Annotated in this window: 25 protein-coding genes and 1 tRNA gene; 11 read left to right on the top strand and 15 right to left on the bottom strand. The window is 65.4% G+C overall.

The genetic code is table 11. The features are described from left to right. Positions 1-51: 51 nt before the first annotated feature. On the bottom strand, positions 52-1,971 hold the full coding sequence (dibA, locus tag GDH07_RS22275) for a phosphodiesterase DibA (RefSeq protein WP_022643502.1): 1,920 nt from the start codon (positions 1,969-1,971) through the stop codon (positions 52-54). Positions 1,972-2,116: 145 nt separating this feature from the next. Here dibA and desA point away from each other — a divergent pair, with 145 nt between their 5' ends. Both desA and GDH07_RS22265 read left to right on the top strand, forming a co-directional pair. Further along, positions 2,117-3,301: a delta-9 fatty acid desaturase DesA gene (desA, locus tag GDH07_RS22270; protein ID WP_152898960.1), complete on the top strand. Its 1,185-nt coding sequence runs from the start codon at positions 2,117-2,119 to the stop codon at positions 3,299-3,301. A gap of 208 nt (positions 3,302-3,509) precedes the next feature. After that, positions 3,510-4,502 (top strand): GGDEF domain-containing protein, encoded by a 993-nt coding sequence (locus tag GDH07_RS22265; RefSeq protein ID WP_053132811.1) that lies wholly within the window; start codon positions 3,510-3,512, stop codon positions 4,500-4,502. Positions 4,503-4,522: 20 nt separating this feature from the next. Here the strand turns inward: GDH07_RS22265 and GDH07_RS22260 are convergent, their stop codons facing one another. From GDH07_RS22260 to GDH07_RS32370, 3 genes are read right to left on the bottom strand one after another with little or no spacing between them, the layout of a single operon-like run. Next, positions 4,523-5,737: a response regulator gene (locus GDH07_RS22260; protein ID WP_152898959.1), complete on the bottom strand. Its 1,215-nt coding sequence runs from the start codon at positions 5,735-5,737 to the stop codon at positions 4,523-4,525. 17 nt (positions 5,738-5,754) lie between these two features. Then, on the bottom strand, positions 5,755-5,952 hold the full coding sequence (locus tag GDH07_RS32375) for a hypothetical protein (RefSeq protein ID WP_178124107.1): 198 nt from the start codon (positions 5,950-5,952) through the stop codon (positions 5,755-5,757). Further along, positions 5,949-6,233 carry a hypothetical protein gene (locus GDH07_RS32370; RefSeq protein WP_178124106.1) on the bottom strand — a complete coding sequence of 95 codons (285 nt, stop codon included), beginning with the start codon at positions 6,231-6,233 and terminating at the stop codon, positions 5,949-5,951. The genes GDH07_RS32375 and GDH07_RS32370 overlap by 4 nt, the downstream gene beginning before the upstream one ends. Here GDH07_RS32370 and GDH07_RS22255 point away from each other — a divergent pair. The 6 genes from GDH07_RS22255 (at position 6,220) to GDH07_RS22230 (ending at position 14,361) form a co-directional block, all read left to right on the top strand. Then, positions 6,220-8,271: a TonB-dependent receptor gene (locus tag GDH07_RS22255; RefSeq protein ID WP_178124105.1), complete on the top strand. Its 2,052-nt coding sequence runs from the start codon at positions 6,220-6,222 to the stop codon at positions 8,269-8,271. The two genes, GDH07_RS32370 and GDH07_RS22255, sit on opposite strands and share 14 nt — an antisense overlap. A 64-nt stretch (positions 8,272-8,335) precedes the next feature. Continuing rightward, positions 8,336-9,712: an alanine racemase gene (locus GDH07_RS22250; protein ID WP_152898957.1), complete on the top strand. Its 1,377-nt coding sequence runs from the start codon at positions 8,336-8,338 to the stop codon at positions 9,710-9,712. Between the two features lie 27 nt (positions 9,713-9,739). Next, entirely contained in the window at positions 9,740-10,738 is a 999-nt protein-coding gene (locus GDH07_RS22245) for an ornithine cyclodeaminase (protein ID WP_152898956.1), read from the top strand. Then, the gene (locus tag GDH07_RS22240; RefSeq protein ID WP_218584747.1) at positions 10,735-12,159 is read left to right on the top strand and encodes an MATE family efflux transporter; all 1,425 of its coding nucleotides are present in this window, start codon (positions 10,735-10,737) and stop codon (positions 12,157-12,159) included. Before GDH07_RS22245 ends, GDH07_RS22240 begins: the two co-directional genes overlap by 4 nt. After that, on the top strand, positions 12,156-13,292 hold the full coding sequence (locus GDH07_RS22235; protein ID WP_152898954.1) for an aminotransferase class I/II-fold pyridoxal phosphate-dependent enzyme: 1,137 nt from the start codon (positions 12,156-12,158) through the stop codon (positions 13,290-13,292). Before GDH07_RS22240 ends, GDH07_RS22235 begins: the two co-directional genes overlap by 4 nt. A gap of 55 nt (positions 13,293-13,347) precedes the next feature. After that, positions 13,348-14,361, top strand: a complete 1,014-nt coding sequence (locus GDH07_RS22230; RefSeq protein WP_152898953.1) for a PLP-dependent cysteine synthase family protein — start codon at positions 13,348-13,350, stop codon at positions 14,359-14,361. A gap of 75 nt (positions 14,362-14,436) precedes the next feature. Here GDH07_RS22230 and gabT read toward each other — a convergent pair whose 3' ends face one another. The 8 genes from gabT to GDH07_RS22190 form a co-directional block, all read right to left on the bottom strand. After that, complete coding sequence (gene gabT / locus GDH07_RS22225) at positions 14,437-15,720, bottom strand: 4-aminobutyrate--2-oxoglutarate transaminase (RefSeq protein ID WP_022643488.1); 1,284 nt, start codon at positions 15,718-15,720, stop codon at positions 14,437-14,439. A 176-nt stretch (positions 15,721-15,896) separates the two neighbouring features. After that, the gene (gabD, locus tag GDH07_RS22220; RefSeq protein WP_152898952.1) at positions 15,897-17,339 is read right to left on the bottom strand and encodes an NADP-dependent succinate-semialdehyde dehydrogenase; all 1,443 of its coding nucleotides are present in this window, start codon (positions 17,337-17,339) and stop codon (positions 15,897-15,899) included. 372 nt (positions 17,340-17,711) lie between these two features. Further along, complete coding sequence (locus tag GDH07_RS22215) at positions 17,712-18,026, bottom strand: RebB family R body protein (RefSeq protein WP_022643486.1); 315 nt, start codon at positions 18,024-18,026, stop codon at positions 17,712-17,714. Positions 18,027-18,081: 55 nt separating this feature from the next. Then, a complete protein-coding gene (locus GDH07_RS22210; RefSeq protein ID WP_022643485.1) occupies positions 18,082-18,396 on the bottom strand; it encodes a RebB family R body protein in 315 nt (104 codons plus the stop codon). A 100-nt stretch (positions 18,397-18,496) separates the two neighbouring features. Further along, the gene (locus GDH07_RS22205; RefSeq protein WP_152898951.1) at positions 18,497-19,003 is read right to left on the bottom strand and encodes a hypothetical protein; all 507 of its coding nucleotides are present in this window, start codon (positions 19,001-19,003) and stop codon (positions 18,497-18,499) included. Positions 19,004-19,141: 138 nt separating this feature from the next. Then, positions 19,142-19,774, bottom strand: coding sequence for a hypothetical protein (locus GDH07_RS22200; protein WP_053132840.1), 633 nt, complete (start codon positions 19,772-19,774; stop codon positions 19,142-19,144). Between the two features lie 24 nt (positions 19,775-19,798). Beyond that, positions 19,799-20,026 (bottom strand): RebB family R body protein, encoded by a 228-nt coding sequence (locus GDH07_RS22195; RefSeq protein ID WP_031321382.1) that lies wholly within the window; start codon positions 20,024-20,026, stop codon positions 19,799-19,801. Positions 20,027-20,144: 118 nt separating this feature from the next. Beyond that, positions 20,145-20,687 carry an RNA polymerase sigma factor gene (locus GDH07_RS22190; protein ID WP_022643481.1) on the bottom strand — a complete coding sequence of 181 codons (543 nt, stop codon included), beginning with the start codon at positions 20,685-20,687 and terminating at the stop codon, positions 20,145-20,147. A gap of 187 nt (positions 20,688-20,874) precedes the next feature. Here GDH07_RS22190 and GDH07_RS22185 point away from each other — a divergent pair. From GDH07_RS22185 to GDH07_RS22175, 3 genes are all read left to right on the top strand, one after another. Further along, positions 20,875-20,951, top strand: a tRNA-Arg gene (locus GDH07_RS22185). Positions 20,952-21,095: 144 nt separating this feature from the next. Continuing rightward, the gene (locus GDH07_RS22180) at positions 21,096-21,947 is read left to right on the top strand and encodes a hypothetical protein (RefSeq protein ID WP_152898950.1); all 852 of its coding nucleotides are present in this window, start codon (positions 21,096-21,098) and stop codon (positions 21,945-21,947) included. Continuing rightward, the gene (locus GDH07_RS22175; RefSeq protein WP_022643479.1) at positions 21,931-22,392 is read left to right on the top strand and encodes a hypothetical protein; all 462 of its coding nucleotides are present in this window, start codon (positions 21,931-21,933) and stop codon (positions 22,390-22,392) included. Before GDH07_RS22180 ends, GDH07_RS22175 begins: the two co-directional genes overlap by 17 nt. A gap of 18 nt (positions 22,393-22,410) precedes the next feature. Here the strand turns inward: GDH07_RS22175 and GDH07_RS22170 are convergent, their stop codons facing one another. From GDH07_RS22170 to GDH07_RS22160, 3 genes are all read right to left on the bottom strand, one after another. Then, entirely contained in the window at positions 22,411-22,596 is a 186-nt protein-coding gene (locus GDH07_RS22170; protein WP_152898949.1) for a hypothetical protein, read from the bottom strand. Between the two features lie 72 nt (positions 22,597-22,668). Next, positions 22,669-23,370 carry a hypothetical protein gene (locus GDH07_RS22165; protein ID WP_152898948.1) on the bottom strand — a complete coding sequence of 234 codons (702 nt, stop codon included), beginning with the start codon at positions 23,368-23,370 and terminating at the stop codon, positions 22,669-22,671. Further along, the gene (locus GDH07_RS22160; protein ID WP_152898947.1) at positions 23,367-23,948 is read right to left on the bottom strand and encodes an RNA polymerase sigma factor; all 582 of its coding nucleotides are present in this window, start codon (positions 23,946-23,948) and stop codon (positions 23,367-23,369) included. The genes GDH07_RS22165 and GDH07_RS22160 overlap by 4 nt, the downstream gene beginning before the upstream one ends. Positions 23,949-23,959 lie beyond the last annotated feature (11 nt).

The raw sequence follows: 23,959 nt of genomic DNA, 5'->3' as shown, positions 1-23,959 counted from the left end.
GTAGCGAGGCTGCGACCGGGTGCGCAGCGCCCGCCAGCTGCATCAGGCGCGTCAAAGGATCTGCGGGGCGTTGTCCCAGTCCAGCAGCGATGCCGGCATCGGCCGGCCGAACCAGTAGCCCTGGCCCAGATCGCAGCCCTGGTCGAGGAGGAACCGCGCCTGCTCCATCTGCTCGATACCTTCGGCATGGACCTGCATGCCCATGCTCTGGGCCAGGGCCACGATGACCCGGGAAATCGCCGCATCGTCCTCGTCCCAGGGCAAACCGGCGACGAAGCCCTGGTCGATCTTGAGCTTCTGCACCGGCAGGCGCTTGAGCCGCAGCAACGACGAATAGCCGGTGCCGAAGTCGTCGATGGCCAGGCGGATGCCCAGCTCGCGCAGGCGATGCATCTGTTCCAGGGCCACTTCCGGGTCATCCATCAGCGCGCTTTCGGTGACCTCCAGCTCCAGGTAGGCCGGGTCCAGCCCGGTGTCGTGCAGTACCTGGGCCACCTGCTGGTACAGCTCGCTACGGGCGAACAGGCGGGTCGAGACGTTCACCGCGATGAACGACAGCACCACGCCCTCGGCCTGCCACTGGCACATCTGCCGGCATGCCTCGCCCATGACCCAGGCATCGATCTCGGCAATCATCCCGGTGCGCTCGGCGATAGGGATGAACTCCGCCGGCGGCACCAGGCCCCGGTGCGGGTGCTGCCAGCGCACCAGGGCCTCGACGCCCACCAGGCGACTGCTGGCCAGATCATGCACGGGTTGGTAGTAGACCCGCAGCTCCTGGCGGTCCAGGGCGCGGCGCAACTCGAAGGCGGTCTCCACCCGCTGCTGGGCATGGGCGGTGAGCTCCTCGGTGTACAACGCATAACCATTGCGCCCGGCGCTCTTGGCCTTGAACAGCGCGGCATCGGCGTTGCGCAGCAACTGGCTGGCGCTGCGGGCATCGCTGGGAAACAGGCTGATGCCGATGCTGGCGTTGATCAGCACCTGGTGGCCGTCCAGCTGGAACGGCTCCTTGAGACCATCGAGGATGCGCTGGGCCAGGGCGGCCGCCTGTACCAGCTGCGGGCAACTTTCGGCCAGCACGGCGAACTCGTCGCCGCCCAGGCGCGCCAGGGTCACGCCCGGGCCGAACATCTCCCGCAGGCGTTGGGCAAAAGCCTTGAGCAACTGGTCGCCGACGTTATGCCCGAGGCTGTCGTTGACCATCTTGAAGTGGTCCAGGTCGATCATCAGCATGGCGCAGCCGCGCTTGTGGATCTGCGCCGAAGCCAGGGCCTGCTCGGCGCGGTCGGTGAGCAGCAGGCGGTTGGGCAGGTCAGTCAGCGGATCGTGGTGGGCCAGGTGCGCCAGCTCATGCTCGGAATCCTTGATCGCGCTGATGTCGGAGAATACCGCCACATAGTGGGTGAGCTCGCCCTGCTCGTCGCGGATCGCACGGATGGTCTGCCACTGCGGATAGATTTCACCGCTCTTGCGCCGGTTCCAGATTTCGCCGCTCCACTCGCCGGTCTGGCGCAACGCGCCGAACATCGCCTTGTAGAAATCCACCGAATGATGGCCGGACTTGAACATGCTCGGCTGGCGCCCCAGCACCTCCTCGCGCTGGTAGCCGGTGATCTCCATGAAGGCGCGGTTGACGTGGACGATCTGCCCCTGGGTGTCGCTCACCAGTACCCCCTCGCGGGTACAGTCGAACACCGCCGCGGCCTGGCGCAGGCGCTCGCGGTCCTTCTGCTGGTGGCGCAACCAGCGATCGGCGCCCAGCACCCGCAGCAAGCGGGCACGGGCAAAGAAGATCAGCACCGCGCTGACCAGGGCCCAGGCATAGCAGCTGGCTTGCTGCCACAGGACCTGGTCGATCGATCCATCGAAGAAACTGCTCAATAAATAGCCACTGAGCTGCAGCCAGGCCATGGACAGCAGCAGGTAGAGCAGCGCAGCACGCAAGCCATTGCGATAAGAAACCGACATAAGCCCGTCTATTTCCACACGAAAAGTTTGGGATTATAGAGGAAGAAACATCCCGCCACTCTTATCTGAAAGGGCGACTGGTTTTCTCACCGGGCTTAGTGATAATGCCTGGGCTGTTTTTTCTCTATCGAGGGCCTTATCGCCTATGTGGTATGAAGGTTTACTTGGCTTGTCCGCCTGGCAACTGGTGGCAGTCACCCTGTTGATGACCCACGTGACCATCGTTGCGGTCACGGTCTATCTGCACCGTTACTCCGCGCATCGCTCCCTGGAGCTCAATGCCGGGCTCAAGCATTTCTTCCGCTTCTGGCTGTGGCTGACCACGGCGCAGAACACCCGCGAGTGGACCGCGATCCATCGCAAGCACCACGCCAAGTGCGAGACCGCCGACGACCCGCACAGCCCGGTGATCAAGGGCTTGTCCACGGTCATGCGCAAGGGCGCCGAGCTGTATCGCGAGGAAGCGCGCAACCCCGAGACCCTGCGCATCTACGGCAAGAACTGCCCGGAAGACTGGATCGAGCGCAACCTCTACAGCCGCTACAAGCTCGGTGGCGTGGCGCTGATGGCGGTGATCGACCTGCTGTTGTTCGGCACCATCGGCATCACCATCTGGGCGGTGCAGATGATGTGGATCCCGTTCTGGGCCGCCGGCGTGATCAACGGCCTGGGCCATGCCGTGGGCTACCGCAACTTCGAATGCCGCGACGCGGCCACCAACCTGGTGCCCTGGGGCATCATCGTCGGCGGCGAAGAGCTGCATAACAACCACCACACCTACCCCAACTCGGCCAAGCTGTCGGTGAAGAAGTGGGAATTCGACATGGGCTGGGGCTGGATCAAGCTGTTCAGCCTGCTGGGCCTGGCCAGGGTCCAGCGAGTGGCGCCCATCGCCCATCGGGTCGAAGGCAAGGGCCACCTGGACATGGACACCGCCATGGCGATCCTCAACAACCGCTTCCAGATCATGGCCCAGTACCGCAAGCTGGTGATCGGCCCGCTGGTCAAGCAGGAACTGGCCAAGGTCGATCACTCGGTGCGCCACCAGTTCCACCGCGCCAAGCGCTTGCTGTCCCGGGAAACCAGCCTGCTGGAAGACCGCCACCACCTGCGTATCCAGAACATGCTGGAACACAGCCAGGCGTTGAAGGTGATCTACGAGAAGCGCCTGGCGCTGCAGCAGATCTGGGTCAAGACCAGCTCCAACGGCCACGACATGCTGGCCGCCATCAAGGACTGGGTCCACGAGGCCGAGGCCAGCGGCATCCAGTCCCTGCGAGACTTCGCCAACCAGCTCAAGACCTACTCCCTGCGCCCCAACGCCGCCTGACCCGCATCCCTCGCCACGCCCGTGGCGAGGGAGCCCACTCCCTCCGGCCTCACCCGCAACCCGCGCCTGCCGACCGTCCGGCGCGTCGCCGGAGCACACGGGAACTTAGCGTTCCATCCTCTATCTCAAGCAACACTTCGCCATCCAGGCGGGCTTGGTTGTAGCCGCTGTCGAACACCACGCGGCACGCCCTTCGAGAATTGTGCCGATGGTCAACAAGAATCCAGATATTCCATCTTCGCTTCCCCTGTGGCCCGAGGCCGCGCAAACCCTTATGGCCCTGATGCATGCCCAGGGCGAAGTCGCCCGCCTGACCGAACGCGAGCAGTTGTTCAACTCGCTGCTGGTCAGCGTCAACGCCGTGCTATGGGCCTTCGACTGGGAAAGCCGCCAGGTGCTGTACGTCAGCCCGGCCTATGAACGCATTTTCGGCCGCCCCGCCGGCCTGCTGCTGGCGGACTACAACCAGTGGCGCGACAGCATCTACCCCGACGACCTGGAATACGCCGAGCGCAGCCTGGCCCAGGTCCTGGAAAAAGGTGCGGTGGAAGACCGCGAGTACCGCATCATCGACGCCACGGGCCAGGTGCGCTGGCTCAGCGACAAATGCTTCATCAACCGCAATGCCGAACCCGGGCAGCGCCTGATCGTGGTGGGGATCGCCGAGGACATCAGCGAAAAGAAGCAATTGGAGAACGAGTTGCAGCGCCTGGCCACCACCGACGCGCTGACCCAGAGCAGCAACCGCCGGCACTTCTTCGAGTGTGCCAATCGCGAGTTCGAACAGGCCCGCCTGCAAGGCTCGCCCCTGTCCTTCCTGTTGCTGGACATCGATGATTTCAAGGTGATCAACGACACCTACGGCCACCCCGAGGGCGACATCGTCCTGCAACGCATCGCCGAGAGCGGACGCGCCGCCCTGCGCCGGGGCGACCTGTTCGGGCGTATCGGCGGCGAGGAGTTCGCCGCGCTGTTCCCCGGCTGCGCCGCCGACATGGCGCGCCAGGTGGCCGAACGCCTGCAACGAGAAATCCAGCGCCAGCACTTCAGCCACCAGGGCCAGGTCTTCAGCATCACGGTCAGCCAGGGCCTGACCAGCCTGCTGGCAGAAGACGAGAGCCTGGATAGCCTGTTCGCCCGGGCCGACGCAGCGATGTACGAAGCCAAGCGCCAGGGCAAGAACCGCATCGTCACCGGGTGATATGCGAACGCAGCGGTCGCTCAACCCTTGCGCAGGCGACTCAGCTCCGGCAGGCCGATCTTCAGCAACCGCGCGGTCTTGCCCTGGGCCACTTCCTCGACGCCCTCGGTGGGCGTCAGGTGCGCCAGTTGGCCCGCCAGGTTCATCGCCAGGGCTTCGCGGGAGTAGACCCCGCCACCGAGCTGGTAGACCGCGGCGATCAGCTCGCGCAGCTCCAGGGGCATGCGCCAGCGGGTACGCAAGGCCGAGCCGTAGGCCGCGCCATAGCGCTCCAGGGCATCGCCGATCTCTTCCTGGTCGTCCAGCTCGCCGCCGGCCTGCTTCCACTCCTGCAGGCAACGCAGCAGCGCCAGGTCGCCCAGGCGGTGCAGCAAGCCGGCGCAGTAGCAACGCTCCTGGTCCAGGTCCAGCAGGCGGGCCAGGGTCCGGCCGTACTCGGCGGCGTGCAGCGATAGCCCCCAATAGCGCTCGGCATAGTCGGCCAGGACCGGGTCGCTGAGGCGGGCGCTGCGCTTGAGGGTCAGGCCGAGGATCAGGTTCATGCTCTGCCCGGTACCGAGCCGTTGCAGGGCCTGGGACAAGGTCTGCACACCGTCGCCATGGTGCTGGGCGGCGCTATTGGCGGCGGCGATCAGCACGGCGGTGACTTGCGGGTCGGTGCGGATTTCGTCCTCCAGCAGCCGCAGGTCCAGCCCCTCGGGATGCAGGCTGCGCTTGACCGCCAGTTGCACGTCGGTCAGCAGGGGCGCACCGTCGGCCAGTTCGCGGCGGTGTTCGAGAAAGCTGTACAAGGTCGTGCCGGGCGTCAGGCTCGGGATCTCGCAGGAGACCTCCTGGCCAGCGTCCAGCAGCAAGCCTTGCAGGCGCTGGGTCAGGCCTTCCATGTTCAGGGGCTTGGTCAGGTACGCGGTAGGGGCCAGGGGCAGGGCCTCGCGCACGCTGGCGCTGTCGCTGCGCACGCTGAGCAGGATGAACGGCTGCGGCGGGTTGCGCTTGCGCAGGCGCATCGCACGCAGCAGCGAGAGGCCGTCGATGCCTGGCAGCTCCCAGTCGGCGATGACCAGGTCGTAGGGCTTGGCGTTGAGCAGGTCCATGGCTTCCTGGCCGTCGGCGCACAGATCCAGGCGAGCATCGCAACGCACGTTAAGCAGCACTTGCTCGAGCAGGTCGCGGGACCAGGGATCGGCCTCGGCAATCAACACGCGGGGAACAGCAGGTAGATCAACAGCGGTCATGCGGCACGCTCCGGTAACTATGGGTGCACCTTAGTCAAAGCAGCCGGATTCATACAGCCGAAAACACCAATCGCCCCGCAAAAACCAGGAAAAGTGTTAGCCAAACGGCTCTTCAGCACTTCAACCACCATCACCGAACCTGCGTACCAAAGCCCTGGAATAGCCTGCCGGGGGGTGGGCGTTGCATGAAAAATAAAAACGTTATAATGTTTCATTCGAGAACAGTTCTCACAATTGGGATTGCCGCCAGCGCGGTTTTGGCCTCGGCAACAATGCAAGGCTCATCGGCGAGCCAGGGCAAGGCAGCGGGCTGGATAGCGGCGAACTTCATGCTCCGTCGAGTTAAGGGATTACAGATGAACCAGTTGTACGGATCAGCTCCACGGTGTGCATGCACGGTCTTGGCCGGCGTCTTTTCTGCCTGTTGCAGCCTGTCCACCGTCGAAGCGCAGGAGGTATCCGAGGAACGCAAGGCCGCATCCTTGAGCCTGGACACCAGCCATATCCTCGCCCCACCCCTCAACGAGGCCTACGAGGTGAATGCCGGGGCCTTCGGTGCCAAGACGGCCATGGAAATACCCCTGGTCATTCAAAGCTACGACGCCAAGACCATCGCCGATTCGTCGGCGCGTACCGCCGTCGATGTGCTGAGCCTGGATCCCTCCATCCTCAGCGCCTCGGCCGGCAGCGGCTTCGACAACTTCCGCCTGCGCGGCTTTGCGATGGACAACTTCAATACCATCCGCCGCGATGGCCTGGCATTGGCCCCGCACCATGACTTCCCCCTTGAGTACGTCGAGCGCATCGACGTACTCAAGGGCCCGTCGGGATTCCTATATGGGATCAACTCCCCTGGCGGCACGATCAACTACATCCCCAAGCGCCCGACCCTCGATCCCTTGCTCAACCTCACGGTCCAGGGCTCGTCCCTGGCCGGACGCTACATCGCCATCGACAACAGCAACTCCACCGTCGACGGCGCGTTCGGCTACCGCCTGAATGCCGGCTACGAAAAGAACGGCGACTACGATCACGCCCGGGACATGGAGCGCAAGTTCATCGGCCTGGCCACCGACTGGCGCTTGAGCGAACGTGCGCTGCTACAGCTCAACGGCGACTGGTCGTGGAAGTCCACGGTGGCCGACCCCCTGTTGCGGGCCGACCAGAGCCACCGCGCCAATCCACTGGATGCTTCCAGCTACGTCAGGCCACCGAAGATCAACCGTCGCGACCTACTTACCGGCTCCTGGTTTCGCCACCAGACCGAGGGCAAGAACCTGGACGCCAAGTTCGAATACACCCTCAGCGACAACTGGACCTCCATCACCCAGGCCAACTACTCGCGAGTCGAGCGCCACGGCGGCTACAACGACCTGTTCAACATCCAGCCCAATGGCGACATCGGCACCGCCGACCTCTACGTTTCCCGTGGCGAGGTGTTCAGCACCTGGTCGCTGCAGTCCTACCTGGCCGGCAAGTTCAACACCGGCAGCCTCTACCACGATGTGTTCCTGGGCACCGGCTACAAGCAGTTCAAGGACCGCAGCCCGGCCTGGGACGATATCAACAGCGCCAATCCCGGCGTTCGCGTCAGCGACGTTTCGGTGGGCAACATCCGCCACCCGGTGCAGCCGCCCAAGCATCACTTCGGCCCGGAGAACGACATCGAATTCGTCTCGCGGATCAAGGAAAGCTCGGTCTTCGCCAGCGACCTGGTGTCCCTCAACGAACAATTCCAGGTACTGCTCGGCGGGCGCTACATCTGGTACCGCGCCGATCATCTGTCGGCCACCGCCCTGCCCCAGCGCCATGACGTGTTCGTTCCCAGCGGTGCGCTGATCTACCGTCCGCTGGACAACCTGATGACCTACGTCAGCTATTCACGCGGCCTGGAAAAAGGCGACTACGCGCCCTGGAATGCCACCAACAAGAACCAGCCCACCGATGCCATCGAGTCCGAGCAATACGAAGTCGGGCTCAAGGCCGAGCTCGACTCGCGTTCCAACCTGGGTCTTGCGCTCTTCGAGATCCGCCGCAATGCCAGTTACCTGGACACCAGCAATACCTTCGTCAGCAAAGGCCAGTATCGCCATCGCGGCATCGAGCTGAACCTCAGCCATCGGCCCACCGACTCGCTGACCCTGGACGCCAACCTGGCCTACCTGGCAACCCGCCTGGAGAACGTGGACGACCTCAGCGTCGCCGGCAAGCGCACCGAAGGCGTGCCGAAATGGAAGGGGACCTTCGGTGCCCAATACCAGTTGCAAAGCGTTCCCGGGCTGTCCCTGGACAGCACCCTGAGCCTGGTCGGCAGCCGTCCGGTGGACGCCCAGAACAGCGGCTACATCCCCGGCTACGCCCTGCTCGACGCAGGTGCCAGCTACCGCACCCGACTAGGCGAAACGCCAGTGACCTATCGGCTCCACGGCAAGAACCTGACCAACACCTACTACTACGCCAGTACTTATTACCAGGGTGGCCTGGAAGTGGGTCGCGAACGCGAGATATTCCTCTCGGCGCGCTTCGAATTCTGACCTGACACGGCGTCGGCACCCGGTTGCCGACGCCCGCGTCCCTGCCAAGGATGAAACGCCTGTCATGCACCTGCCGTCCCGCGCCAACGCTCCCCAACCCTCCGCCCCGCTGACCAGCCTGCGACACACCCACGTCGACGACTTGCTGCGCCAGCACCCGGCAACCCTGCGCGAGCTGGTGCAGGGCCTGGGTTCGCCCCTGCACCTGATGCTGCCGCAGGTGTTCGTGGAGAACATCCGCCGGTTCCGGCGCGCTTTCGAGCAGGCACCGGCCCGGGGCTCGCTGCTATTCGCGAAAAAGGCCAACAAGGCCGACTGCCTGATCCAGGCCTGCTCCCAGGAGGGCATCGGCGTCGATGTGGCCAGCGTCGGCGAGCTGGAAAAAGCCCTGGGCGGCGGCGTACCGGGCCACGCCATCGGTGTCTCCGGCCCGGAGAAAAGTGATCGCCTGCTGCAACTGTGCCTGAGCCACCAGTGCCTGCTGGCGGTCGATTCGCCCAACGAGCTACAGCGCCTGCTGCACCTGGCGCGCAGCCGTGAACAACAAGCCCGGGTACTGCTGCGCTATCGCCCCGAGAGCCAGCCCGAGAGCCGCTTTGGCCTCGATCCTGGGCAGTGCGCAGAGGCCATCGCACTGTGCCGGGAGCATCCCCGTTGGTTATGCCTGACGGGGTTTTGTTTCCACCTCGGCGGTTACTCCAGCGAGCAGCGCGCCCAGGCCGCCAATCGCTTGCTCGACCTCTGCGCGAGCACCCGCGCGGCGGGCCTGGAACATTGCCGGCGCGTGAACCTGGGGGGCGGCTTTGCCGTGCGGTACGTCAATCCCGAGGCCTGGGCTCGCTTTCGCCAGCAGGATCGACCGAGCCACTACCACGGTGCCCGCACCTTCAGCGGCTTCTACCCCTACGGCGCGCCACGTGCCGCCAGCGACGCCCTGGCAGACATTCTCGCAACCCCGGTGGAGGCAGCCATGACCCTGGCGCAGAAGGCCGAGCGAGACGCCATCGAACTGCTGATCGAGCCCGGCCGGGCCCTGCTCGACCAGGCCGGCATCAGCGTCTTTCGCGTCCAGGGGGTCAAGGAGCGCGATGACGGTTATGCCGTGGTCACCGTGCAGGGCAGCAGCTTCAGCCTCTCCGAGCAGTGGTTCAACAGCGAGTTCCTGCCCGAACCCTTGCTGCTCCCGACCGAGCCGCGCCCGGCCGCCCCCTTCTTCGCCTGCGTGGGCGGCTCGACCTGCCTGGAGTCCGACATGCTGACCTGGCGCAAGATCCGTTTCGACCACCCGGTGCGCCCCGGCGACCTGCTGATCTACCTCAACACCGCCGGCTACCAGATGGACTCCAACGAGTCGCCGTTCCACGAGGCCCGGTTGCCCCACAAGGTCGTCATCGAACTCGACGGCCCCACCCTGCGCTGGAAGCTCGATGGGCTGGCGTGAGGTTTTGCTTGTCAACAAGGAGTCAGGATGAACAGCTCAACGCAATACGCCGCGCCCGGCGAACTGTGGGTGCTTGCACAGGCCGACCTGGAAGACCTCGGGGTGCGCCACGAGGATGTGCTCAGGGTGGTGGAACAGGCCTATGTCGCCCTGCGCAATGGCGACTCGCAGAACCCGCTGAAGACCATCGTCGAGCCGGCGGACCAGCGCTCCATCAGCTACTCGATGGTGGGACGCGACGGCGCCAGCCAGACCCTGGGCTTCAAGGTGGTGTACGAGCATGACCCGCAGCGCCAGCGCGAGGCCTACCGCTTCCACTCCTTCATCTTTCTCTGCGACGACCGCAGCGGCCAGCCCATCGCCTTGATGGACGTGGCCCAGTTGGGGCCGATGCGCACCAGCGCGACCTCGGCGCTGATGGCCCGGGCCGCCTGCCCCGACGCCCGCACCGCACTGGTGGTCGGCAGCGGCGTGCAGGGGCAGATCGCCTTGCCGATGCTCCTGGCCGCCCTGCCCGGGCTGCAACGCCTGCAGGTCTACGGCCACTACGCCGACGGCCTCAAGGCGGTGCGCGAGAACCTCCGGCGCCACTGCCCGGGGCGCGAGGTCGAGGTGGTCGAAGACTTGCCACAGGCTGCTGCGCAGGCCGACATCATCCTCGGCGTGGCCGGCCTGACCGCCCGCCAGCAGGTCAGGCGGGCCTGGCTCAAGCCCGGGGCCGTGGCGGTGCTGGTGGGCTATGGCATCGATGCCGATGTACTGCACGGCGCCGACTACCGCATCGCCACCGACAGCGCGCAGATGCGTGTCACCAGCGCCGACCTGGCCGCCGCCGACGGCAGCCTGCCGGACATGGACGCACAGCTGCCGGACATCCTCCTCGGCCACGCCCCAGCACGCCGCCATGAGCGGGATATCGTGTTCGCCTACAACAGCGGCATGGTAGTCACCGACGTGGCCCTGGGGCGCTACCTGGCGGACCTGGCCCTGGCCAGCCGGCGCGGGCAGAGGGTCAAGCTATGGTGAGCCCGACTTCCCGCAGCCCATCGCCGTGGCGCCAGGAATTCCTGCCGCTGCTGTTGCTGGCCGGCCCACTGATCCTCACCAACCTGGCCCACGTCGCCCTGACCACCATCGACATCGTGGTGCTGGGCGCCCTGGGTGCGCGGGAGATCGCCGCCGGTGGCCTGGCCCTGGCCCTGTTCAACCAGTTGCGCACCACCGGCACCGGCCTGGTGACCGGCGTCAGCAACCTGGTGGCCCAGGCCAACGCACGCCAGGACCACGGACAGATCCGCCAGCTGCTGGTGGCCGGGCTGTTCTGGGCGACCCTCAGTGGAGTGCTGTTCATCGCCGTGCTGCTGCTCCTGGAGCGGCCCCTGGTCTGGCTCGGGCAAGACCCGCAGGTGGCCAGGGACACGGTGCAGTTCCTCGCCGTCATCGCCCCGGGCCTGTTGCCCTGCCTGTGGTTCCAGGCCCTGCGGCATTTCACCGTCGGCCTCAAGCGCCCGGGGCCGCTGCTGGCCATTACCCTGGTATCGATCGTGCTCAGCGCCGGGCTGAACTACGGGCTGGTGTTCGGCAAGCTCGGCCTGCCGGCCCTTGGCTTCAAGGGCGTGGCGTTGACCAGCAGCCTGGTGTTCCTGCTGTCGCTGCTGATGTTCCTCACGGTGGTGCTCAAGGACCGCCAGCTCGCGCAGTACCTGGACCTCAAGCAGCTGCGCTGCTCCTGGGCAACCCTGGGCGCGGTGTGGAAGCTCGGCCTGCCGATTGCCGGCACCTATGCGTCGGAAGCCGGTTTCTTCAGCGTGCTGACCCTGCTGATCGGCACCCTGGGCATGGAGGCGCTGGCGGCACAAACAGTGCTCAACCAGATCATCTACATCGTCTTCATGTTTTCGGCCGGGGTCTCCCACGCCGCCTCGATCCACATCAGCGAAGCCCATGGCGCCGGCCAGTACCACCGCGCCCGCCAGCTGGGGCACATGGGTCTGGTGGTCGGTGCCGCATTGATGCTGCTGTTCGCGCTGCTCTACCTGCTGTTCGCGCAGCAGATCGTGGCGCTGTTCATTTCCGCCGAACAGGCCACCAACCAGCAGGTGCTGAGCCTGACCGCCAGTGGCCTGCTGATTGCCGCGCTGCTGCAGTTCTTCGATGCTGCGCAGAACATCGGCAACGGCATCCTGCGGGGCCTGGGCGACACGGCCGGGCCCTTTCGCCTGTCCCTGTACGGCTACTGGCTGGTGGGCCTGCCGGCCGCCTACGGGCTGGGCGTGCTCGGCGCCCACGGCATCTTCGGCATCTGGATCGGCCTGGCCATCGGCCTCGCTGCTACCGCAGTGCTGCTGGTGCTGTCGTTCGAGCGCCAGATCAAGGCCCTGCTGGCCCAACGTCATCCCAGCCAAACCCAAGCAGGCGGCATCCATGCTGCCAAGGAACCGACATGACCCGCGATCGATCCGCCGCTGTCCTCAAGCTGCTGCGACCCAGCGTCCAGGCGTTGCCCCTGTACGACCCCGGAGCGGACCCGGAGCAGGTGGCGCAGCACTGCGCCGGGCAGCCACTGCTCAAGCTCAGCAACAATGAGAACCCGTTGGGCGTGGCGCCGGCAGCCCTCGCGGTGCTGCGCGACTATCGCCCGGAGCTCCTCGGCCTGTACCCCGACCCTGCCTGCCTGGCGTTGCGCCGGGCCTTGGGCGAGCGGCTGGATACCGACCCTGCCCAGCTGATCATCGGCAACGGTTCGGAGAATCTGCTGGAGCTGCTGTGCCTGGCCTTTCTCGACCCTGGCGACCGGGTCGTGACCCAGTCACCGTGCTTCGGCCTGCACGAGATCTTTCCCCTGATGATGGCGGCGCAGGTAACCAAGGTCGCGCCGCATGCGGACTTTTCCTGCAACCTCGGCGCCTGGCGCAGTGCCCTGGCCGGGCCAAGCAAGATGCTGCTGATCAGCAACCCGTCCAACCCCCTGGGCACCATCTTCGACCAGCAGACCCTGGTCCAACTGATCGATGCGAGCGCCAGCGACACCCTGCTGGTGATCGACGAGGCCTACTACGAGTACGCCTGCGCCGACCCGGACTTTCCGGAGGTGCTGGGCCTGCTGCGCGCCCAGCATCGGCCCTGGATCGTCCTGCGTACCTTCTCCAAGGCCTATGGCCTGGCCGGACTGCGGGTGGGCTACGGGATTGCCAGCGATGCCAGCCTGGTAGCCGCCCTGGATCGGGTGCGCACGCCCTACAACATCAACCAACTGGCGCAGCAGGCGGCGCTGGCAGCCCTCGGCGACCAGCAGCATGTGGCCCGCAGCCGGGCCTTCGCCGCCCAGGTGCGGGCACCGATGATCGAGGCACTGGGCGCGGCCGGTTTCCAGGTCGCGCCCTCGCGCACCCACTTCCTGTTCATCGACACCGGGGTCGATGCCCTGGAGGTCAATCGGCGCCTGCTGGAGCAAGCCATGATCATCAAGGCCTGGCGCGAGCCAGGCTATGAAACCTGCATCCGCATGACCCTGGGCCGGCCCGACGACAACGCACGCTTGCTCGCCGGCCTGCAACGGGCCGTACAAACCCTGCGCTGAATCCACCTGCGCGGTCCGGCAGCACTGCCTGGCCGCTCACTCCCTGGAGATCCCCATGCATTCGCGACAATCCGCTTGCGTCATCAAGCACCAGGTTTCCGAGCTGATCGGCGCTTCTCCCTTGCTCCAGCTCCATGAAACCGCCAACGGCAGCCGCGTGCTGCTCAAGCTCGAACAGTTCAACCCCACCGGCACCGCGAAAATCCGCATGGCCCGGCAGATGATCGACGAAGCCGAAGCCCAGGGCCTGTTGCTGCCCGGCGGGCAGATCGTCGAGTCCACCTCCGGCAACACCGGCCTGGGCCTGGCGCTGATCGCCGCCGAGCGCGGCTACCGCTTTACCGCAGTGGTCGATCATCACTCCAGCGTCGACAAGCTGCGCGGCATGCAGGCCTTCGGCGCCCAGCTGGTGCGGGTCGGCAGCGCGGAGGGCGGGCTGGCCACCGCCGACCGTGACGCCACCGCCGAGCGCATCGCCCGGGAACAGGGCGCCTACTGGACCCAGCAGCACCACAATCCGGCCAATGCCAACGGCTACCGGGCCCTGGCGCAGGAGCTGCAGGAGGCCCTCGACGGGCGCCTGGATTACCTGTTCGGCGCGGTCGGCACCGGCGGCTCTTTGTGTGGCACCGCCCGCGCGCTCAAGGCGTATCACCAGCAGGTGCAGGTGGTGGGCGTGGAGCCGGTAGGCTCGGTGATTTTCGGCGGCCCCGGCGGACCCTACCTGCAGTCCGGCACCGGTACGCCGGAAGGCGCCGAGATCGGTGCACTGATCGATTACCCGCTGATCGATCGCGGCCTGAAAGCCAGCGATGCCGAAGCCTTCGAAACCGCCCGCTACCTGGCGCGCCATCACGGCCTGCTGGTGGGCGGCTCCGCCGGCGGGGTGATCTACCACGCGCTGCGCCAAGCCCAGGATTGCCCGGCACACAGCGTGATCGTCGCCCTGGTTTGCGATGGCGGGGAAAAGTACCTGGACACGGTATTCAACGATGAGTGGATGGATCGCCACCAACTGTTCGACCCCGAGGTCCAGCGACGCTTGGCCGGTTGGCTGGCCGGCGACTGAATCGCCGGCAAGAAAAAGCCGCTGGGCCCGGGAGGCGCCAGCGGCTTTTGCACAGCGGGCCTTCAGGCCCGAGGGTCACGCCAGCTCAGCGAAGCACTCTTCGATGATGGCCAGGCCCTTGTCCAGTTGCGCGTCCGGCGCGGTCAGCGGCACCAGCACCCGCAGGACGTTGCCGTAGGTGCCGCAGGACAGCAGGATCAGGCCCTTGTCACGGGCCTTGGCCACAACCTGGGCCACGGCGGCGGCGTTCGGCTTGTGGCTGTCGCCGTTCTCGAACAGCTCGACCGCGATCATCGCGCCCAGGGCACGAACTTCACCGATCACTGCCGGATGCTTGGCCTGGATGGCCTTGAGGCCGGTCACCAGGCGCTCGCCCACGGCTTTGCAGCGGTCCAGCAGGTGCTCTTCCTCGAACACTTCCATCACGGCCAGGGCCGCGGCGCAGGCGATCGGGCTACCGGCGTAGGTGCCGCCCAGGCCACCTGGGGCGATGGCGTCCATGTACTCGGCCTTGCCGCATACGCCAGCCAGCGGGAAACCACCGGCGATGGACTTGGCGAAGGTGGTCAGGTCGGCGGCGACGCCCATCTGCTCCATGGCGAAGAAGGTGCCGGTACGGCCAGCGCCGGTCTGCACTTCGTCGGCGATCAACAGGATGCCGTGCTGGTCGCACAGGGCGCGCAGGCGCTTCATGAATTCCTTCGGCGCGACGTAGAAGCCACCTTCGCCCTGCACTGGCTCGATGATGATCGCGGCGATGTCACGAGGCTCGGCGTCGTTCTTGAAGATGCGCTCGATGCTGGCGATGGAATCGTCGATGCTCACGCCGTGCAGTTCGTTGGGGTACAGCGCACGGAAGATGCCGCCTGGCATCAGGCCCATGCCGGCCGAGTACGGCACGACCTTGCCGGTCAGGCCCAGGGTCATCATGGTGCGGCCGTGGTAGGCGCCGGTGAAGGCAATCACGCCGGCGCGGCCAGTGCTGGCGCGGGCGATCTTCACGGCGTTCTCGACGGCTTCGGAGCCGGTGGTCACCAGCAGGGTTTTCTTGGCGAAATCGCCTGGCACCTTGGCGTTGATTTTCTCGCACAGCTCAACGTAGGGCTCGTAGGCCAGGACCTGGAAGCAGGTGTGGGTCAGCTTGTTCAGTTGCTCGGTCACCGCGGCGATGACTTTCGGGTGTACGTGACCGGTGTTGAGCACGGCGATACCGCCGGCGAAATCGATGAACTCGCGGCCTTCGACGTCAGTGACGCTGGCGTTCTTCGCGCTGTCGGCGAAGATCGGGTGGATCTGGCCCACGCCACGCGGTACGGCGGCTTCACGGCGTTTCATCAGGGATGCGTTGGTCTTGCTCATAGTGTCCTCATTCACCGCGGCGGCCGCGGTGCGGTTCAAGGGTTGCGGGGCGGGGAGGCGACGGCGGCAGCATGCGATGATCGACTGCCGCCGTGGTCCCGGGCCACCTTGAATAGTGCGGTTTTAAAGCTGCGCGCGGGGACAGCGCTCTCGTGCCCTGCGCGCTTGAAACCGGATCAGATACCCAGGCAGAGGTATTTGATTTCCAGGTAATCCTCGATCCCGTACTTGGAACCTTCGCGACCCAGGCCCGAAGCCTTGATGCCGCCGAACGGCGCCACTTCGTTGGAGATCAGGCCGGTGTTGACCCCGACCATGCCGTATTCCAGGGCCTCGGCCACACGGAATACGCGACCCAGGTCGCGGGCATAGAAGTAGGAGGCCAGGCCGAATTCGGTGTCGTTGGACATGGCGATGACTTCGGCCTCGTCCTTGAAGCGGAACAGCGGCGCCAGCGGGCCGAAGGTTTCTTCCTTGGCCACGGCCGCGCCCTTGGGCACGTTGACCAGGATGGTCGGCTCGAAGAAGTTGCCGTCCATGGGCTTGCCACCGGCCAGCAGGGTGGCGCCCTTGTCCAGGGCATCCTTGATGTGTTCCTGGACCTTGGCCACGGCTTTTTCGTCGATCAGCGGGCCGGTGGTGGTGCCCTCTTCCAGGCCGTTGCCGATCTTCAGCTTGGCCACGGCGGCCTTGAGCTTCTCGGCGAAGGCGTCGTAGACCGAATCCTGGATGTACAGGCGGTTGGCGCAGACGCAGGTCTGGCCGTTGTTGCGGTACTTGGAAATGATCGCGCCCTCGACCGCCTTATCCAGGTCGGCGTCGTCGAACACGATGAACGGCGCGTTGCCGCCCAGTTCCAGGGACACCTTCTTGATGTCGTTGGCGCATTCGGCCATCAGTTGACGACCGATCTCGGTGGAGCCGGTGAACGACAGCTTGCGCACGATCGGGTTGCTGGTCAGCTCGCCGCCGATGTCGCCGGCGCTGCCGGTGACCACGCTCAGCACGCCTTTCGGGATGCCGGCACGGTGGGCCAGCTCGACCAGGGCCAGGGCCGAGAACGGAGTTTGCGAAGCAGGCTTGATCACCATGGTGCAACCGGCGGCCAGGGCCGGGCCGGCTTTGCGGGTGATCATCGCCGCCGGGAAGTTCCACGGGGTGATGGCCGCGGTCACGCCGATCGGCTGCTTGATCACGATCAGGCGCTTGTCGGGCTGGTGGCCGGGGATCACATCGCCGTAGATGCGCTTGGCTTCTTCGGCGAACCACTCGATGAAGGACGCCGCGTAGACGATCTCGCCCTTGGCCTCGGCCAGTGGCTTGCCTTGTTCCAGGGTCATCAGGCGACCGAGGTCGTCCTGGTTCTCGATCAGCAGCTCATACCAGCGGCGCAGCTTGGTGGCGCGCTCCTTGGCGGTCAGGGCACGCCAGGCCGGCAGGGCCTTGTCGGCCGCCTCGATGGCGCGGCGGGTTTCGGCGGCGCCCATCTTCGGCACGGTGCCGAGGATTTCGCCGGTGGCAGGGTTGTTGACCTTGATCGTCTGGCCGCTGTCCGCATCCACCCAAGCACCATCGATATAGGCTTGTTGGCGGAACAACTGGGCGTCTTTGAGCTGCATGTCGGCTTCCTTAACAGCACCGCGCATACGCGGGGCAAATTGTGATTGTAAAAAAGGCGCCTTGTCGGCCATTGAGCGCGGCAGCGCATTCAACGATCCGAGGCAAAGCTGCCGTCAGGAAAATCGTTCACTGGGTCGAAGCATGAAAAATGTCGCACACAAGGATAGACGTGCGCTTGGACACCCAGGCAAGAGCGTTTGAAATCTCAAACGAATCCTAGGAGCAAAGGGGGTAAAAGGACAATAGGCCGTTCGAAAAAAAGAACGTAAACGTCCCCAAGGCGAAAACTTTCGGATCAACGTCACGCCCTAAAGACAACGCCCCCGCTGCCGGAAGACAGCGGGGGCGCTGGCATGTTGCCAGGGGGACGATCAGCTGTTGAGCGACTTGAGCACGGTCAACAGGCTGGTCAGGTTGTCGACCACACCGCCCTGGGCGACTTTCTCGGCGGTTGCTGCACCGGCGGTGGTATCGACGGTGTAGATCTGCATCACGCCCTGGTTGGTCGCGGCTTGCGCCAGGGTGTTTTGCTGCTGCTGTGCCGAGACCGAGTTCTGGAACAGGATGGCCACGGACTGGCCCATGGACTGGTAGACAGTACCCATGGAAACAGCCGGGGCCTCGGCGACGACCTTGACGTTGCTCTGGGTCACGGCGTCGGTGATTTGCGGACTAACTGTGCTCATAAAAACTCCATTTTTTCAGCAAGAAGAATCAACTCGGGGCTAAGCCGTCAGGCCCTCAAGACTGGAAGGACTTGAGCACCGTCAGCAGGCTGGTGAGGTTGTCGGCAACCCCGCCCTGGGCGACCTTCTCGGTAGCCGCGGCACCGGCGGTGGTGTCGACGCTGTAGATCTGCATCACGCCCTGGTTGGTCGCGGCCTGCGCCAGGGTGTTTTGCTGCTGCTGCGCCGAGACCGAGTTCTGGAACAGGATCGCGGTGGCCTGGGCCATGGATTGGTAGATGGTGCCCATCGCCATGGCCGGCGCTTCGGCGACGACTTTGACGTTGGTCTGGGTGACGGCATCGGTGATTTGTTCATTTACGAGTGGCATGGCTCAACTTCCTTTGTTTGGCACACGGAGCATTCCGTGTCATTGAGTGAACGTGGCAGCCAGGGGACTGTGAACGGGGCCGGGTACCGGTGATCCGCCGTCAACGCCCCCCTGGCTTGCCGCCGGAGGCATTGAGCTGCTTGAGCGCTTGCTCGACCTGCCGCGAGAGTTCGGCCATCTGTTTCTCGATCACACTCTTGACCTCGGCCTGCACCATGGTGCTGAGCATCGCCTTGAGCGCCGGATCGTCCGCTGGGCCTGCAGGCGCAGGTGGCGCAGGTGGCACCGCCTGGCCCTGGGCCGCGATGGCCGCGAGCAACTGCGAGAGCACCAACTCCCGGGCCTGGGGGTCGGCCCTGTCGTTGGCCCTGGGGCTGGTCACCTGCTCGAGAATGCTGCGGGTGCGCTGGCTGTCGGAGCGGATCAGTTCCATGGCCTGCTTGCGGGCCTGCTCGATGCTCTGCTGGGCGTTCTGGGAAAAGTCCAGGGGCTTGTCGCGGATGAACGCATCGAGCACCTGGCTTTCGACCTGGGTCAGCGGGCGATTCAGGTAGGCTTCGGCAAAACGCTGGATCATTTCCAACGCATTTAGGTCTTCATTCGCCATCTCATGCTCCTTGTCGATGAATGGCGCTGAAGCCTTGGTAGTCGGCTTGATCGGGCTTCAGCGCCCGGGATGAAAAAAGAGCCCACGCGGGCCCAAGTACAACCTCCCCGGACGTCTTGCACGCCCGGGGAGCGGTGTTCAGGATGCCGAACGGTTGGCCAGGGTGTCGGCGTACTTGGCGATGCTGGCGTCGATCTTGTCGATGGCCCCGGCCGCGGCATCGGCTTCCATCGCCCCGGCCGCCGCAGCCACTGCCGCCGCAGCCCCCACCATCAAGTCGGTGGCCAGCACGCCCAATGCATCCTCGGCGGCCCCCGTGACGTTTTCCTTGACGATGTTTTCGGTCATCTGCTTGATCAGCACCGCCTGGGCCGCCAGGGCCAGCTTGCTGACCCCATCGAAATAACCGGCGGCCGACTGCGCCACCAGGCCGGCCGCCTGGCTGATCATCATGTCCGGAGGCACGGCGATCTGCGCCGGGGCATAGCTGAAGGCCTCGGCATTGGTGAACTGCACCGCCTGCACGATCTGGCTGTTCAAGGCAGAGGTGTTGCCGGTGTCCGGGTTGTTGGCCTTCTTGAGCAACTGATCGTTCAACATCCCCATGATCGAGACTTTGTCGCCGCCCGTGGACGGCGGCACTTGCGGGGCCGGCTCAGGCTGTGGCGCCGGGTCCGGCGCCTTTTGCGGGGCCGGCTCTAGCGTTATCACGGGGTCGGGGTTTGCACCGACTTCAGCCGCACGCGGGGTTTTCTTCTTGAACCAAGCCATGACGCTTCTCCCGGGCCATCAGCCCTACTCGCCGATCGCCATGATCAGGGCCACGGCCTTGGACACCACCGCGTTGGAGATCTGGTTCAGCGCCTGCTGGCTGTTGACCGCGTTCTGCAACGACAAGCCCGCGGAATGGCTGGCCACCTGGTACAGCGAGGCAATGGACTGGGCGGGCGCCTCGGCCACCACCTTGACGTTGGTCTGGGTGACGGCATCGGTGATCTGCGAGTTGACCATTGGATCTGGCATACATCTCTCCTTAGATGGAATGGCCCACCGCAGGGGCGGCGGCGCCGGCTACAGCGTCGAAAACAGGCTCACTGAAAGAAAACGCTCCGGCGCGCCAGTTGTGAATCCTCGTCGAACTTCAGCGCAGCTGCTCGCGCAGCAATTGCACATGCTTGCGGACCAGGGGCTGGTTGATACCCAGCTCGGCGGCGATGTGCGGGTAGGGCAGATCCTCGATGAACTTTAGTTCAAACAGCCTGCGCTTCTTGAGGGGCAACTGCGCCACCCGTCGGCTGAGCTGGGCCAGGGTTTCTTGCAGTTCCACATGCTCGAGCACCGAGATCTGCGGGGCTTCCAGTTGCTGCAAGGGGTCTTGCTCGACATCGCTCAGGTCGACGAACAACCGCTGCTCCCGGGTCCGCCGCCGGCAGCTGTCGAGAAACACATGCTCCAGGACCAGGAACAGGAAACCCTGGGGGTCGCGGATCCGCTCCGGCGACCGGCGAAAGAACAGCAGGGCCTTGATCGCCGTGGCTGCCAGCCACTCCTGGGCACCATCGGCATTGCCTCGTGCCAACTGCCGGGCACGGCGCTGCAAACCGGGCAGCACCGCCCGCCAACTGGACTCGAACAGATGGTCCGCCAACGCCGCCGACAGCTCCCCTTGCATGGAACAGTTCATCCCCGCACCTCCCTGTGCCCCGTGATCGCACGGACATGGCTGCAGGGTGCGCGGAGGCGCGAGGACGATTCAGCGGGAAAAACTACCGCCGGCCCCGGGGTTTCCGGGGATCGCGACCGGCAACCACACGCGCATGAAAACCAGCGTGGACGCCTTGGATCGACATAGGTATGATGTCGCCCGCACTGCACTCGTAGCTCAGCTGGATAGAGTACTGCCCTCCGAAGGCAGGGGTCGTGGGTTCGAATCCCGCCGAGTGCGCCAGCTTCAACGAGAAAGCCCCAGGCCCATGGCCCGGGGCTTTTTTGTTGGCCCGGCCAAGATCGGACGACAAGGGCATGGCCACCCGGGCCTGCCCAGGCGGTGGGCAACTTGCTACATTCCTCGCCCCCAGGACAGGAGGTCCCGATGCTGCGCCACCCCTTGCTCGACCAACCGTACCAGCCAACCTTGCAGAGCTGGATCGCCTGTTTCACCGGCTACCGCATGCCCGAGGCGCTGGATGCCGAGTTGAGCCGCTATGACCCCAATGATCCCGACGACCGTGAGCAGTTGATCCGCCGCTATTGCCTGGCGCGGGACGATGTGCGCGAGAACTTCCGGCATCGACAGCAGCGGGTCCTGGCGCTGCAAGCGGCCGTGGCCGATGCGCACTACGACTTCGGGCAGGTCTGGGAACCGCCCGAGGACGACTACGAAGACCCGCAGTGGCCCAGTGGTTGGCCGGAGCGAGTGATCGATAGCCGCGAGTTTTTCCAGCGCCTGCTGCGTGCTGCCCGCGAGCTGTGGCACGACGACCTGGCCCGTGCGCAGCTGCCCTCGCTCAAGCAATGCCAGGAAATTGCCGAACGGGATCGCGGCAGCCGCGACTGGCTGTTCAGCGTCGATAACCCCGAGGCCTGGAAAGCGCAATTCGGCCTCGCCGCCACGCCCTACGAACTGGAGACGCCCGGCCCACAGTTCCACGGCGAGCGACTGCACCTGGCCCTGTCCGGGGAGCTGCCCCGCCAACTGCTGCCCGCCAGCTGGAACAGCTCGCCAGGGCCAAGCCATTGCCGCTTGGTGCTGGAAATCCAGGGCATCAGCGAGCTGGCCATGAGCGGCACACGCTTCGATGGGCCCATGCGCACCCAGCTCACGCGCTTGAACCCCGGTTACTACGTGCGCCTGGAGATCGGCTTCGACAGCGTGATCGAATGCGTGGCGCTATCTGTGAGCATTGCCCAGGTCAAGGGAACACAAGATGAAAAGCAACTTTGAAGAGGCGCTGGAGCGCCAGGAAGTGCTGCAGTTCTTTCGTGGCCAGGGCCAGTACCTGACCCGGGACGGCGATTGGGATGAGCACCTGTACTGCATCAACTGGCCGGGAATCTTCAGCTACCTGCGCGACAACGCCGACGGCGCGCAGCAGCTCAGTGCCAGCTTCGAGCTGTACGCCTACAGCATCGAGCAAACCCTGGAAGACTGCTTCGGCCTGCGGGAAAACCTGTTCAACTACTACTCGACCCGAGCCCACCTGGCGCCTGGCAGCGCCGACCTGCTGGGGCAACTGCCGCCGGCCTGCAAGCGGCGGATCGTCCAACGCCTGAGCTGGTATCGCTGGCAAGTGGAAAACCACCATCGGCTGCTGCCGGAGCGGGCCCGGCGCATGAGTGCGGATGGCGCCTGCGCCGAGTTCCTTGACCTGCCTGCCATGCCTTCCTGAAGGTTCAGGCTGCCGGGCTCATTGAGCCTCGTCGGCCTTGGCCGGCGGGTTCGCCTGGGCCTGCGGCGCCAGCGCTTCGGCATCGTCCTCTTCGGCCTGTTCAAGGTCGAAGTCCTTGCGACTCTCCTTGATGGCCTGACGGATCTGTGCGCCCTTGATCGGGCAGTTCAACATTGCCGCAATGCGGTCGATGCGAGGTGCCATGGACGGCCTCTCAAGTTCTGGAAACGGCCACGATAGTGCGCGTTTTCCGCCTTGAGGGCCAATCCTTGTGCCTCACCGCCGACGCAAGGCGTGCAAGCGGCTGTCCAGGTCCTCGTCCGGGTAGGCGGCATAGAGCTTGAGCAACAGCTCGGCCGCCTCTCGGTTATGGCCGCCGTCCCACAGGCGCAACACCTCCTTCAGGACCGGGTCCAGTCGCTCGATGGGGCTCGGACCGAGCGTCGCGGCCATGCGCTTGGCCAGGTGCGATGCATGGGCCTCGGTGGGGACGTCCGATTGCGCGAGCCGTTCCTCGAGCCGGTCCATGTGCGGTGCCATGGCGAAGCTGCTGGTGGGCGCCGCCGGGGCGGGAGCGCTCAGGGCATCGGATGTCTCGGCCGGTGCCGGTTCCGGGGTTGGTGCCGGGGCCATCTCGGCCTGTTCCATGGTCCGGGGCCTGGCCTTGGCTGGCGCAGGCACCGGGGCCGGGGCTCGCACCGGGGCGAAGACCTGGGTCGGGTACTGCTCCGGAGTGCGCTGCACCATACCAATGATCAAGGCCACGCCGAACAGGCTGGCAAAGGCCACCTGGTAACGCGGGCGCTGGCAGGCCTGCAGCCAGCGCTGCCACCACCCGGGACGGGGGGCGGGAGCCTCGCGGCGGGCAGCAGCCAGGATCAGGGCGTCGAGATGGGCGGGCGGTTCCATGGCGCTGTGCTCGCGCACATGGGCCAGCATCTGCTCCTCGGCGGATGGGGTCTGTCGGGCGTCAGTCATGTGAGTACCTCCTCGGCCAGGAGCCGACGCAGTTTTTTCAGTGCATAACGAAAACGGCTCTTCACCGTCTCCAACGGTGCCTGGGTCAGGCTGGCGATCTGCGGCAATTCCAGCTCGCCGTGGGCCCGCAGCAGGAACACTTCACGCTGGTCTTCGGGCAGGTCTTGCAGGGCCGCCTCGATGCGCTGCCGGTCGCGGCACAGGCTCAATTGCTGCTCGGGCCCTGGGGTTTCGTCAGCCTCGGCATGCAGTTGTTCGTCATAGCTGTCGTGCAGTGGGTTGCGCACACCGTGCTTGCGCCAGTGGTCGATCAACCGATTGCGGGCAATCTGGTACAGCCAGGTGCGGAAGCTGGCCCGGCCCGATGGCCCGCTGGTGCTGCGGATCAGGCTGAGCCAGGTTTCCTGGTAGACCTCTTCGGCCAGCTCCGCCTTGCCGGACAAACCGAGCAGGAAGCGGTACAGGCCCTGGCGATGGCGCTGGTACAGCAGTTCGAAGGCCGCACCTTCGCCAGCACGATAACGCGCCAGCAGCGCTTCGTCGCTGCTGGCGTCGGGGGACGGATGGGGAGCAGACATAGGGCGCTGGA

This window comes from Pseudomonas piscis, assembly GCF_009380155.1.
Lineage (GTDB): Bacteria > Pseudomonadota > Gammaproteobacteria > Pseudomonadales > Pseudomonadaceae > Aquipseudomonas > Aquipseudomonas piscis.
The sequence above is the reverse complement of the archived record's forward strand: the minus strand, read 5'-3'. Positions and strand labels throughout refer to the sequence as shown.

Bases quoted from the DNA above. Each gene is read 5' to 3' on its own strand.
- dibA (WP_022643502.1), bottom strand. From the start codon at position 1,971: ATGTCGGTTTCTTATCGCAATGGCTTGCGTGCTGCGCTGCTCTACCTG.
- desA (WP_152898960.1), top strand. From the start codon at position 2,117: ATGTGGTATGAAGGTTTACTTGGCTTGTCCGCCTGGCAACTGGTGGCA.
- GDH07_RS22265 (WP_053132811.1), top strand. From the start codon at position 3,510: ATGGTCAACAAGAATCCAGATATTCCATCTTCGCTTCCCCTGTGGCCC.
- GDH07_RS22260 (WP_152898959.1), bottom strand. From the start codon at position 5,737: ATGACCGCTGTTGATCTACCTGCTGTTCCCCGCGTGTTGATTGCCGAG.
- GDH07_RS32375 (WP_178124107.1), bottom strand. From the start codon at position 5,952: ATGAAACATTATAACGTTTTTATTTTTCATGCAACGCCCACCCCCCGG.
- GDH07_RS22250 (WP_152898957.1), top strand. From the start codon at position 8,336: ATGCACCTGCCGTCCCGCGCCAACGCTCCCCAACCCTCCGCCCCGCTG.
- GDH07_RS22245 (WP_152898956.1), top strand. From the start codon at position 9,740: ATGAACAGCTCAACGCAATACGCCGCGCCCGGCGAACTGTGGGTGCTT.
- GDH07_RS22235 (WP_152898954.1), top strand. From the start codon at position 12,156: ATGACCCGCGATCGATCCGCCGCTGTCCTCAAGCTGCTGCGACCCAGC.
- GDH07_RS22230 (WP_152898953.1), top strand. From the start codon at position 13,348: ATGCATTCGCGACAATCCGCTTGCGTCATCAAGCACCAGGTTTCCGAG.
- gabT (WP_022643488.1), bottom strand. From the start codon at position 15,720: ATGAGCAAGACCAACGCATCCCTGATGAAACGCCGTGAAGCCGCCGTA.
- gabD (WP_152898952.1), bottom strand. From the start codon at position 17,339: ATGCAGCTCAAAGACGCCCAGTTGTTCCGCCAACAAGCCTATATCGAT.
- GDH07_RS22215 (WP_022643486.1), bottom strand. From the start codon at position 18,026: ATGAGCACAGTTAGTCCGCAAATCACCGACGCCGTGACCCAGAGCAAC.
- GDH07_RS22210 (WP_022643485.1), bottom strand. From the start codon at position 18,396: ATGCCACTCGTAAATGAACAAATCACCGATGCCGTCACCCAGACCAAC.
- GDH07_RS22205 (WP_152898951.1), bottom strand. From the start codon at position 19,003: ATGGCGAATGAAGACCTAAATGCGTTGGAAATGATCCAGCGTTTTGCC.
- GDH07_RS22200 (WP_053132840.1), bottom strand. From the start codon at position 19,774: ATGGCTTGGTTCAAGAAGAAAACCCCGCGTGCGGCTGAAGTCGGTGCA.
- GDH07_RS22195 (WP_031321382.1), bottom strand. From the start codon at position 20,026: ATGCCAGATCCAATGGTCAACTCGCAGATCACCGATGCCGTCACCCAG.
- GDH07_RS22190 (WP_022643481.1), bottom strand. From the start codon at position 20,687: ATGAACTGTTCCATGCAAGGGGAGCTGTCGGCGGCGTTGGCGGACCAT.
- GDH07_RS22180 (WP_152898950.1), top strand. From the start codon at position 21,096: ATGCTGCGCCACCCCTTGCTCGACCAACCGTACCAGCCAACCTTGCAG.
- GDH07_RS22175 (WP_022643479.1), top strand. From the start codon at position 21,931: ATGAAAAGCAACTTTGAAGAGGCGCTGGAGCGCCAGGAAGTGCTGCAG.
- GDH07_RS22170 (WP_152898949.1), bottom strand. From the start codon at position 22,596: ATGGCACCTCGCATCGACCGCATTGCGGCAATGTTGAACTGCCCGATC.
- GDH07_RS22165 (WP_152898948.1), bottom strand. From the start codon at position 23,370: ATGACTGACGCCCGACAGACCCCATCCGCCGAGGAGCAGATGCTGGCC.
- GDH07_RS22160 (WP_152898947.1), bottom strand. From the start codon at position 23,948: ATGTCTGCTCCCCATCCGTCCCCCGACGCCAGCAGCGACGAAGCGCTG.